The following is a 9,832-nucleotide window of genomic DNA, read 5'->3' as shown; positions in this document are numbered from 1 at the left end:
CCACATAGTAATGATTGCAGGCGGCGTTCTGACGATTATCGCATTGAAGAAAAAGTAGATATTAAACTAAAAAACTAGCTCGTTGAATGCGAACATGATATAGATTTCTTTGCTGGGATAGCGCCGACATTTCGATTATTGTGTTGCGACTTGTTGGCGCTGATCTCATCGTAGCTGGTGGTATCCCATGCCATGTAAACAATTGTTATTTTATAGGTGGAATGGTGAAAGTGTTGCGGTTGTAGGGTTTACAATGATTTATGTGTAACTAAAACGATTACACCACTTTACAAAATACGGGTTTATCGCAATATCAGCTGCACGCCGTCCTGCTGGAAGGAAGGACTTGAAACTCGAGGGGTTCACGTATACAACAAAAAAGACGACTACAATAGCCGCCCCTTATACTTCTCGCTTTAAATCACGTTTCTTTATTTCACGATACAGGATAGATTTGCCTACGCCTGTACTTTCTTCGATTTCCTTAATAGTTTTATCGCCTTGTTTCCATAAATCAATCGCAAGTTCTACCTGTCCCTTCGCTTTGCCTTTGCGACCTAGCTTAATACCTTTACGTTTCGCATTTTCTAGCCCTGCGTTACGCTTTTCCGCTAGTAGTTCCCGCTCGTTCTCGGCAAGCGCAGATAGAATTGTAAGAAACATTTTCCCGTTTCTATGCGTTACTTCCATTCCCAGCTCAATTACAAATAGCGTGATGTTTCGTTGCTGCAATTCGTTTACTAATTCTAGTAGCTGCTGCGTATTACGCCCTAAACGATCTACACGAGTCACTACGATAGTATCATTTTCCTGCGCAGTCTCTAATAACCTTTCTAGCTCGGGACGCTTAAACGTTGCGCCTGTCATCTTTTCCTCGATAATCACATCGCATTTTCTAGTTTTCAGTTGTTCTAGCTGCGTATCTAAGTTTTGTTCTTTAGTCGAAACCCTTGCATATCCAAAGGTTGTCATTATGTATTCCCCGTTTCCTTATGTCGTTGTCCCTATTCTAACACGTAATTTAGGGAATGGAAATAGGGAATGTTAAAACCCGCATAAAATAAGGGCGGCACTTCGATTCCCTTTTATTATACTTTTAGGGAATAGGGCAATATATGTCATCGCATTTTTACCAATAGGGCTGCGTATATACTCATACACCGATACGGTACGACATACGTCGACACCTGGCTGCACAGGGCTTTATATAAGTTCATATATGCGATTGAGTAATGGATTTATATTCGAACGTTACAGAACATCGTAGAGGGCTTTCTACAGCTTTATACGCTATCTATGGCATTAGGAGCGAGCGCATTACCTACACAGACGCAAATGGTACAGGTTGCTGGGCATACGGTCATACGGCACATGCGGTACTATGCTTCTATCTAACGCAGCAGAAAGGATTCGATACTGATTACAGGAAAGCTGTGAGGCTTTTGTTTGTCGTCCTTTCTTTATTCGTTTGTATTCGCAAAGGCTTTCGTGTTCGCTGCGTCTTCGCTCGAATCAATAACGAAATGAAAAGAAGATCATAACGAAGAACAAATGTTAATCGCTTGATTCGTTGCGCATCAAAAGAAGTTCATTCGCTTTGTATTTGAATAAAGAAACGCATTCGAAAGTAATCATAATCGAAGTGTGTACGAAGCTAACAGAAGCGCAGAAATAAATGAAGCAGTATTGTACAAGGTAGCTATACATCGAAACCGAAGCGAAAAAGGTCGAACCCCCAAGCGCCCCCACACACGTCCTACAGCAGCTGTACGAAAATAGCGCAATATATTTTTGAACTCGGGGTGTAACAGTCGCCATCAAACGAAAACACCTTACGCATACACACCGCAAACCCCAACGATCCCACACAGTCACAGCCGTTACACACTACGAAACTGCAACGCCTTACACATCGAATACACTACGTTATACGACCGCATTAACTACGCAAGCCATTACGCAGTCACTATATGAATCTCTTACGATACATTCAGCGCTAGCGATACGAAAATCAATCTAATAAAACGAAAGCAGCGAATCTAAAAGCGCCTTTACAAATTCACGCCGCCGCAATAATATATTTTTATTATATGAGACCTTACGCAGTAATAGCGTGGGGTCTTTTTTCGTTCTATAAGCGCCTCTTTTCGCTTCTTTTAGTACCTTCGCATTATCCTTCTATATATTGCTGCGTCAATGAGGATACGCAGTAGCCTCTAAGTTATTTATATAGCTATAGTTCTTAGTTAGTTCTAGTTAGTGTGACATCTAGCCATGTTAGCTCAACGTCACATGGGTACTTATTGCGTTAGAGCATACGGGCTTTGCAAGCCTCGTAGTCTCCTTCGCTGCGCTCATCGACATCAATGGTATTCGCAGTAGTGGAGGTGTTTTATTAGTATATTGCTGCGTAAATGCCGCTAGGCAAGGGCGCTCTTATGAATGAACATAAGATAAAGAACGTACTCAGTACTAAAAAACGTCTTGACGCTTAGAGCCGCAAGGGGTTCGCGTGTTTTCGTAACTAGCACTAAAACCAATGTCAAATAAGATAAAGTATCAGTTTATCCAATGCGTGTAAACAAAAATAAATACCAGTAAATGAAGTGATTTGCGCCTATCAGTGTGTACGGCGCTTTTTTGTGCGCTGAAAATATGGAAGGAGCATATGTGATGAAGTTAACGCAATACGTGGATAGAGAAACAGGTGAAATTCTTGTAAGTCAGCGAGAGGTTATGGAACAAAAGGAAAGGGAAGAACGTCAGCGGAAAGGGTACAAAGATAAGCTAGCTCGTGAGGAAGTTAGAGAAAAAAGACGAGAAGACAAGCGAGAATTTTTGAAGGTAATCAATGATCGTATGAGTGCAATCAATAAAGATATATCGCTACTAGATGCGGGGTTACTATTCAAATTAGCTTTAAATTTACGACTGGGGAACGGCAGTAGGCTCGTTACTGGGAAAAGAGATGCGCAAGGCAAGCTCAAACCGCTCAAACAGTCAGACATGCAGCGTCTTTTAGGAAAGAGTACGAATGGTATTAAGAAGGCACTAGGTCGTTTAGAGGCTCTAGGTGTAATTCGTAAGGAGGGCGAAGGGCGGCGCAGCGTCTTCTATATAGATGAAACACTTATCTGTATCGGAAAGAGTGAGGAAGCGAAACCGTTTACGAAGGTGTATCGAGTCCATGCGAAAGAAAAGATAGATGAATTAACCGATAACGAGGCAGGGCTGCTACTTAAAGCGACTGCGTATGTAAATCACAAATTTCTTATGTTAACGCACGACCCGTCAGAGCAAGACATAGACAAAGCGAAACCTTTACGCATTAAGGAAGCTGCTGCGTTATTGGGCGTAGAATATAGCCATTTTAGCGTATTGTTATCGAGCTTAAAACGTAAAGGAGCAGTAGCTACGTTCGATACAGGTACAAAAGGGAAAGCGATGTTAATACACCCTTATTTATGCGATAGAGGCAATGATAAAAGCGAAGTGGCTACGTTAGTGACAAATTATTTTCGTATTTCTCTTAATTAATTTAAGAAAAGTATACCAAAAAGACATGAATAATACACACTATAGGGGTGTAAGGAGGACGGCTTTCTCCCTTTGCTGCGAAAAAAAATAAAAAAATGTCGCTCACTATACAAGAAATCGACCCGTAGCCGTACATATAAGTGATGGAAGACGAGTCTAACTCGTACCTCTCCCGAAATGCTGCACCTGCCAAAAAGTAAGAGGCGCTGCCTGCTACGGCGTCTTTTTTTGGAGATGAACGATATAAATACATAGATGTAAACACATCGCACACAAACGAAAGGAGGTGATTATATGATAGCAATATGGGAAGGCGATTACATGGTTATCGAGGATGATGAAGACGTTATACAACGTTCGACTATCAATATTTCAAAACTAAGCACAGAAAAAGACCCGAAAGACCCCGCGCCCTCTAAGATGAAATTATATGACCTATATGACAGGGCGTTGATATCGATAAAAGCTGCGAATGAGTACGTATTATACCGACAAGTATATCTAAACCATTACGGCAAAGATGCGAAAGATAGACCAGCGAAATATAAGTACGGAAAAATAAGGGAAAGGAGATAGCAAACGATGAAAGCCGAAGTCATTAAATACATACGCAAAGCGCTCGAATTAACGCAGGAACAGTTCGCCGATCTAATTAATGTATCTCTACTTACCGTAAGCCGATACGAGAACGGCGTACAAAAGCCGAGTGACGATACTGAAAAACGTATGCGTGCGGTACTAAATCTATCAGATACAGAAATTGCGGAAATCGAGCAATTTATGCTAGACGAGAAGCAACGCAAGCTGAAAGACATGATTCGCACTAGAGTAGGACTATAGGGGGAAACGAAAGATGGAATGGAAATTATACGAAGACTATAAAATACAAGGCGTCAAGGCGTTAGAGTTCGTGGAGAGCTATGCACAAAAGGTACGAGATGCGAAAGAGGGCGTAACGGCTGCTGTAGCTGCATACGAGGACACCTTAAATCGAGAGTTTTCAGGTGAATCTATAGGCGCGAAAAAAGCAAAGGCGCTAGAAAATATCGAAAAGGCAAATGCTGCGCTAGAAGTAGCAGAGAAAGAAGCGAGTAAGGCGTATGATTACGCTGCGAAAGAGCTACAAGATGAGGTTACCCTAGACGACTTAGCAAATGACTGGTTCGGTAATATCAATCCTATGCTACAAAAGGAACGTGTACAGCCGATTGTAGAACGAGCGCACAATGGACTACAAGAGTATTACAGCGCACTAGTTGATTTTTATAAGCTAAATGATGAGTTCGGCGGGTTAATAGCAGAGCTAAACCAATTAGGTCGAGGACTAAAAGGAGCTATTCCTAGTTTTAGTGATGTATTCGCACTTAGAGATATGCCGAAACCATCAGACACAGACTTAATGTATGTTCAGCGCACAAAAGAACTACCAGAAGAATTCCGTAAAGAAGAAAAAACTAACTAATAAAGGGGAAAATGACAATGGAAAACACAAAGACAGCAGTAGAACTAATACAAGAGGCACGAGGAATCCAAGCAAGTACGGCAAGCTGTGTACTTGAGTTACTAAAGGGAGATAACGGACTTCACGAAGAGCTACGTAAAGTAGAAGCGAATCAAGAATTAACGTATAAGGGAAAAATGGCGAGAAGAGAGCGTATTAAGGAGGTAGCAACATACGCATTGATGTCGGAGATGAAAGATCGCCGAGGTAAATATAATGCGTTACTGGACGAAGCCGAGAAACAAACACGAGCGCTATTAACACCACAATTCGAAGACCTGAGCGAAACTGACCGCATCCTATATGACGCAGAAATCAACGACTTAAAAACAAAGGTACTATTATCACCCGACCAAAATACAGCTATTCGACATCTAGAAAGTATGGTAGAGCTAGCAAGTAAGAACGGAAAGACAGCACACGAATTACAAGGTTATTTCACGGGGCAACTTGCGGAATTAGTCGGCAAAGGCGATAACCTACCACATATTCGCCCAGCACTATCAGTAATGAGTCAGAAGTTAGCGAAGGCGTCACAAGTACCCAACTTCGACGAAATCAAAGGGCGACTAGATGGTATTACTCAAATGCGTTCGGCACAATTCGCCATAGGACAGGTACACACAGCAATCACGGATAATATCGGAAATGTTGCGGGGCAATACGTAAACAATCCTGCTGGCTACTTCGAAGATCATGCTGAAACTGTACAATTCGTAGAAAAGAAAATCGAGAATCATAACCGATACGGACATGACTTATATAGCGAATAATATAGCTGGAGTGGCAATGTCAAGGGATATTGTCGGATAACGCTAATAGAGGGCGCGGGATTAAATCTCTCGCGTCTTTTTTATGAGAAATTTACATAACAAGGGGGCTAAGGAATGGCAGCAGGAGCAAATGCGGGAGAGGTACGAGCTAGACTTGTCCTCGATAATAGTCAATTTAGACAAAGTATGCAACAAGCTCGAAACGATATGAACGGATTACGAGGCAGTAGCGCCACAGCAGCGCAAGGCTTGTCACAAATAACGACAGCAGCAGCAGCCGTCGGTACAGCAGTAGTAGCAGCAGCGGGCGCTAGTGTAGCAGCCGCAGCAAACTTCGAGCAAGGTATGGCGAAAGTAAAAGCGATAGGTGGCGCAACTGGGTCAGAATTCGAACGATTAAAGAAAACAGCGCTAGACCTAGGCTCGAGTACCAGTTTTAGTGCGACGCAAGCAGCCGACGGTATGGCGCTATTAGCAGCAGCAGGATTTAAAACTAACGACGTTATCGACTCTATGCCTGCACTATTAAACTTAGCAGCAGCAGCGAACCTAGACCTCGCAACGTCTGCGGACTACTTAGGCTCTATGATGTCAGGTTTCGGTATTAAAGCGTCAGACTCGGGACACGCAGTAGATGTTTTAGTACGTGCGATGAACGATGCGAATACAGATTTACCCGACTTAGCGGAAGCGATGAAGTACGTAGCGCCTGTAGCAGCAAGTTTAAAAATACCATTCGAAGACACTGCGGCAGCTGTCGCTTTAATGTCTAATGCTGGTATCAAGGGTTCGCAAGCTGGTACGACTCTTCGAGCGACATTACTAAGCATGGCGAACCCAGTAGGACAAGCTGCTAAAGCTATGGAAGAACTCGGCATCTCATACAAAAATTCTAACGGTGAGATGAAGCCATTACCCGAAATCCTAGACCACGTAAAAGGGAAAATGAGCGGGTTAACAGATGCGCAGAAGACACAGTACGCAGCGATGCTAGTAGGTACAGAGGCGTCAAGTGGTTTCTTAACGTTACTCAAAGAAGGCGGCGGTGCGTTAACGAACTTCTCAACGAATCTTAAAAACTCAGCTGGTTCAGCGCAAGAAATGGCGAACACAATGCGTGATACGCTCATGGGCGATTTAGATAACTTTACAGGCGCACTGGAAACTGTAGGCATTAAGCTAGGTACAGCGCTATTACCAGCAGCACGAGAGTTATTAAAAATCGGTGCGAATTTAGCGAACACAATAGGCGAGTTAGACCCGAAAATGATAACGGCGGGACTATCAGCAGCAGGCGCAGCGGCAGGCGTTGCTTTACTAGCTACTGGCGCAATGAAAGCTGTAACAGCTATTCGTGCGTTTTCACTAGCATTAGTAGCGAATCCAGCTACGGCGTGGATTGCTGGTATTTCTATCGCAGTAGGTGCGTTAACAAGTACTTTAATGGCAGCTAAAGAAGAAACCGCAGACTTCAAAGAGGTATCTTTCGATACATACAAGTCATTAGACGAGCAAAGCAACAGCTTAAAGAATGCAGCGAACGAGTTCGACGCAATGCGTGGGAAAATTAAGTTAAACAACGACGAGCTTTTAGAATACCGTAGATTGCAGCAGGATTTAGAGCGTGCAACCGACCCACGTGCGAAAGAAGAAATACAAGCGGGGTTAGACAGACTTATAGAAAAAAGCGGTGTCAACAACGAGCAAATTCAAAAAACTATCAATCTATCAGACGAGATTATTAAGCAATCACCTAGTACATCTACTGCGTTTAATGAAAGAGGGCAAGCAATCGCTACAAGTACGCAAGCCGCACGAGACTATGCAGCAGAGCTTGATAGAGCGAAACTAGCAGAGCTAGAGCTACAAAAAGCGCAAGCTATGACGAATCTAAGTAAAAACTTAGAAGACTACAGAAACGCAGTAAAAGATGCGAATGACCTTGTAGACCAAACGCCAAGTAAAGTAGAAAAAGTACAACACGCAGAGGCTATGTTAGCTCGCTCGAAAGAGGACTTCGCTCAAAAAGACAGTAAGTTAAATGAAGACAAAGTAAAACAAGCGGAAAAAACGCTGGCTAACGCAAAAGAGGAATTACACGCCCATGAAGCGAAGGTTCACTCTAAAACTGCGGAAATCGGAGTAGCTGAGCAAGCATTACAAAAAGGACGGCAGTCAATTCAGCAGATTAATGAATTCCTAATGAAACAAGTAGAAGTTACTTACGAAAAAGGTAATGAAATCAAGGCATTAGACCAAGCCATCGCAAAAGAAAGAGAGAAAATTTCAGCGCTTGCTGAGGCGAAAAGGTATCAAGGTGAGCTTACCGACAAGCAAAAAGAAGAGCTAAACACAGCTAATGAAAAGCTAGGTAAGTTAACCGAAACTAAAACTCAAATTCAAGAAAATAATCAATTACAAATCGAACAAAACCAGCTCATGAAAAACGGAAAAGAAGACGTCAAAGAAATGGTGGGCGAGCTTAATAAGAAAACAGATAAAAAGGTCGGCATAGATAAAACCGAAGCGGATACAGGCGTACAAGACCTTAATAAATATATAGAAGAACGAAAAACGAAATACATCGACGGCGACCCTTCGCTAGCAAACGCAAGAGTCGGAGAATTAAATGCACAGATAGAGGCATCGAAAATTAAGCCAGTCGACGCTAACCCTACTATAGCAAATGCTCGAATACAAGAAATTAATAGCCGTATCGAAGAGTCTAAAACGAAACCAGTCGATGCGAATCCACTTAGTGCGTTAACTAAAGTGACTGACCTTAACCGTATAGCAGAAGAGCTAAAAACGAAGCCTATTGACGCTAATCCTTTTAGTGCGCTAGGTAAAATCGGAAATATCGACGCAGCGGCACAAGCAGAGAAAACGAAGTCTGTAGATGCGGATACATCGAGCGCAAACGCTAAAGTAAACTCACTTAACCAAGAAGCCTCTAAGCCAGTCACGAAAGAGGTAACGATATGGCAGAAAGTCGTAAACACTGTAGAGAACTTGTTCGGTGGCGGCGATAAACGACATAACGGCGGTACTACGCAAAGCATTCGCCCTAAGTATCATAATGGAGGTACTCCAATAGCGCAACGACCTACTCGCCCGAAGTTCGACGAGGTGGACGTACGACTGTTAAAGAATGAAATGGTACTCACAGCGGGACAACAAGAGAACCTGTTTAACTTGATTAAAACGTTTAACGCTGGTACAGCTATGAACATAGCAAATGCGGTACAGTCTGCGCAAGGTGGTGGAGGTGATATTCACAACTACTTCAGCATCAACGAGATGGTTGTGCGCGACGATCACGACATAGAAAAGATCGCAGCAGAGCTAGCGCAATTAGAACGACAGCAAAAACGAATGAGAGGTTATTAAAAAACGTAAAAAGCGAAGGTTCGGCACAATTGCCGTACCTTTTCTTTGTGTGCTATATTTAAAAAACGAACATTGAGATGTTTGGGGTATAATATTTTTCGCAATTTGCGTAAAAGTATACTCGGATATAATTTGGGGAGAAAAGGGGAATGAGGATGACATTTGAAGATGTTATAGAGGCATTAAAACTAAATAGCGCTAAGGTAGTAGGAGATGAGATCGGTATAGGTGAGAAGGGGCTACTAAAAGTTTTAAAAAACGTAGGTTACAAGCACAATAAAAAGGGTGGCGTTGGTTGGTATTACGCTGGTACGGAAGAGCCCCCTTTAAAAAAGGATATACAAGAATTTATACCAAAGCCTATAGCTAAGACGAGTGGTAATGGTACTAAAACTAAGAAGACAAAAAAAGAAAGTGAAAATAACAGTTTAACGACACATGACATGAAGCTATTGCGTGAACTAATTAAAGACTTGGGGACGATTAAAAAAGTTATAGATAGTTTTGCAGATAAATATCACTTAAATGCGGAAGATGTCATAGAACTAGCCCTTCATGATTTCTTTGCGATACATAATAGCGATGATAAGGCTCGATGATTCGACTGCTATCGTGCGTAAGTATGTTAAGG

9 protein-coding genes are annotated in these 9,832 nt (G+C 42.4%); 8 read left to right on the top strand and 1 reads right to left on the bottom strand.

The genetic code is table 11. The features are described 5' to 3' along the window. Window positions 1–402 precede the first annotated feature (402 nt). Window positions 403–972, bottom strand: coding sequence for a recombinase family protein (locus tag V7024_RS16750; RefSeq protein WP_335521964.1), 570 nt, complete (start codon window positions 970–972; stop codon window positions 403–405). A gap of 260 nt (window positions 973–1,232) precedes the next feature. Between V7024_RS16750 and V7024_RS16745 the strand changes: the two genes are divergently transcribed. The 8 genes from V7024_RS16745 to V7024_RS16710 all read left to right on the top strand — a co-directional run bounded on the left by V7024_RS16745 (window position 1,233) and on the right by V7024_RS16710 (window position 9,800). Beyond that, window positions 1,233–1,541: a hypothetical protein gene (locus V7024_RS16745; protein WP_335521963.1), complete on the top strand. Its 309-nt coding sequence runs from the start codon at window positions 1,233–1,235 to the stop codon at window positions 1,539–1,541. Window positions 1,542–2,673: 1,132 nt separating this feature from the next. Next, complete coding sequence (locus tag V7024_RS16740; protein ID WP_335521961.1) at window positions 2,674–3,537, top strand: hypothetical protein; 864 nt, start codon at window positions 2,674–2,676, stop codon at window positions 3,535–3,537. A 294-nt stretch (window positions 3,538–3,831) separates the two neighbouring features. Further along, complete coding sequence (locus tag V7024_RS16735; protein ID WP_335521959.1) at window positions 3,832–4,113, top strand: hypothetical protein; 282 nt, start codon at window positions 3,832–3,834, stop codon at window positions 4,111–4,113. Window positions 4,114–4,119: 6 nt separating this feature from the next. Beyond that, the gene (locus tag V7024_RS16730; protein WP_335521957.1) at window positions 4,120–4,377 is read left to right on the top strand and encodes a helix-turn-helix domain-containing protein; all 258 of its coding nucleotides are present in this window, start codon (window positions 4,120–4,122) and stop codon (window positions 4,375–4,377) included. A 13-nt stretch (window positions 4,378–4,390) separates the two neighbouring features. After that, entirely contained in the window at window positions 4,391–4,999 is a 609-nt protein-coding gene (locus V7024_RS16725; protein ID WP_335521955.1) for a hypothetical protein, read from the top strand. Between the two features lie 17 nt (window positions 5,000–5,016). Beyond that, on the top strand, window positions 5,017–5,811 hold the full coding sequence (locus tag V7024_RS16720) for a hypothetical protein (protein WP_335521953.1): 795 nt from the start codon (window positions 5,017–5,019) through the stop codon (window positions 5,809–5,811). A 114-nt stretch (window positions 5,812–5,925) separates the two neighbouring features. After that, window positions 5,926–9,201, top strand: coding sequence for a phage tail tape measure protein (locus tag V7024_RS16715; RefSeq protein ID WP_335521951.1), 3,276 nt, complete (start codon window positions 5,926–5,928; stop codon window positions 9,199–9,201). A 155-nt stretch (window positions 9,202–9,356) separates the two neighbouring features. Continuing rightward, window positions 9,357–9,800, top strand: a complete 444-nt coding sequence (locus tag V7024_RS16710; protein WP_335521949.1) for a hypothetical protein — start codon at window positions 9,357–9,359, stop codon at window positions 9,798–9,800. Window positions 9,801–9,832 lie beyond the last annotated feature (32 nt).

The sequence above is a fragment of the Bacillus sp. JJ864 genome, from assembly GCF_036963045.1.
GTDB lineage: Bacteria > Bacillota > Bacilli > Bacillales > Bacillaceae_G > Bacillus_A > Bacillus_A pseudomycoides_C.
This window is presented reverse-complemented; position numbering and strand designations above follow the sequence as displayed.

What these genes read in the sequence shown, in the direction of transcription:
- V7024_RS16720 (WP_335521953.1), top strand. Translation starts at nt 5,017, where the DNA reads ATGGAAAACACAAAGACAGCAGTAGAACTAATACAAGAGGCACGAGGA.
- V7024_RS16740 (WP_335521961.1), top strand. Translation starts at nt 2,674, where the DNA reads ATGAAGTTAACGCAATACGTGGATAGAGAAACAGGTGAAATTCTTGTA.
- V7024_RS16715 (WP_335521951.1), top strand. Translation starts at nt 5,926, where the DNA reads ATGGCAGCAGGAGCAAATGCGGGAGAGGTACGAGCTAGACTTGTCCTC.
- V7024_RS16735 (WP_335521959.1), top strand. Translation starts at nt 3,832, where the DNA reads ATGATAGCAATATGGGAAGGCGATTACATGGTTATCGAGGATGATGAA.
- V7024_RS16730 (WP_335521957.1), top strand. Translation starts at nt 4,120, where the DNA reads ATGAAAGCCGAAGTCATTAAATACATACGCAAAGCGCTCGAATTAACG.
- V7024_RS16745 (WP_335521963.1), top strand. Translation starts at nt 1,233, where the DNA reads ATGGATTTATATTCGAACGTTACAGAACATCGTAGAGGGCTTTCTACA.
- V7024_RS16710 (WP_335521949.1), top strand. Translation starts at nt 9,357, where the DNA reads ATGACATTTGAAGATGTTATAGAGGCATTAAAACTAAATAGCGCTAAG.
- V7024_RS16750 (WP_335521964.1), bottom strand. Translation starts at nt 972, where the DNA reads ATGACAACCTTTGGATATGCAAGGGTTTCGACTAAAGAACAAAACTTA.
- V7024_RS16725 (WP_335521955.1), top strand. Translation starts at nt 4,391, where the DNA reads ATGGAATGGAAATTATACGAAGACTATAAAATACAAGGCGTCAAGGCG.